Source organism: Pseudoalteromonas sp. BSi20495 (assembly GCF_000241185.1).
Lineage (GTDB): Bacteria > Pseudomonadota > Gammaproteobacteria > Enterobacterales > Alteromonadaceae > Pseudoalteromonas > Pseudoalteromonas fuliginea.
The window spans coordinates 1-1,005 of record NZ_BADY01000081.1; the positions used below are offsets into that span (position 1 = coordinate 1).

General features: G+C 39.1%; 1 protein-coding gene. It reads left to right on the forward strand.

Annotated features, from left to right (window positions below):
• Positions 1 to 104: 104 nt before the first annotated feature.
• Positions 105 to 878, forward strand: coding sequence for a YggN family protein (locus P20495_RS08880; RefSeq protein WP_007376785.1), 774 nt, complete (start codon positions 105 to 107; stop codon positions 876 to 878).
• The last annotated feature ends 127 nt before the right edge of the window (positions 879 to 1,005 follow it).

The following is a 1,005-nucleotide window of genomic DNA, read 5'->3' on the forward strand; positions in this document are numbered from 1 at the left end:
TTAATTAGCTGTGTAGTGTTTGTATTGTGCATGTTCTTTTACTTGCATAAAGTTGGTTTTTTGTTAACCTACTCGCCTTCCATTTTAGTCTTTTTGAGGTGTTTATGGCGTTTCTATCTCGTTCGATATTGGCGTTGTCCATAGCACTTTCAAGCACCAGTGTATTTGCTCAAAAGCAATGTGATGTAGAACTCAGGCATGGGTTAATCATCACCGACGATGTAATTCGAATTGTTGATAAAGGCCAAACACGTGTGCAAATTAACAACAATAACCAACTGTTTATTCGCGGTTATTGGGTTGATTTAAGTGATGACGAAAGTAAAGTGCTCGAGCAGTTTAGTAATGGTATTCGCCATACAGTCCCTGAACTAGTTAATTTAGCCACCGATGGTGTTAATTTAGGTTTAAGTGCTATTGAGCACGTGGTTGAAGGTATGTCAGATAAAGAGCCTGAGGTGCTTAAAACCCAACTGCAATATGTAGAGCGTGCGCTGATGGATAAATTTAAGCGCGGCGATGATTTCTTTTTTATAGCCCCGCAATCACTTTCTCAAATAGATGATTTTTTTACTAAAGAGATCAGCCAAAAAATTCATTCCGCAGTTCATGGGTCTCTCGGTGCCATTTTGGTGTCACTAGGTGATGCGTTTAAGTCGCGAGAAGGTAATATAGAAGATCGTATTAACGATATGGGACAGCGAATGGATATCATTTCAAAAGAAATTGATAAATCATTGCAAAAAAAAGCACATCAACTTGAGCTAAAAGCTTCAGAATATTGCGAATGTTTGAACGCGCTCGATGTTACTGAGTCTCGCCTGCAGGCAATTGTACCTGGCATGGCTGACTTTGATTTAGTACAGATAAAATCGTAATTTAAATATTAACTATAAAAGCGCGAAGTAAATTCGCACCTACTGGGTTGCACATATCGTAGGTGAGGTTTTACACCTCGCTTTTAAACACCAAAGCCACGTTACATGAGCGCGAAGTAAATTCGCT

What these genes read in the sequence shown, in the direction of transcription:
- P20495_RS08880 (WP_007376785.1), top strand. Translation starts at nt 105, where the DNA reads ATGGCGTTTCTATCTCGTTCGATATTGGCGTTGTCCATAGCACTTTCA.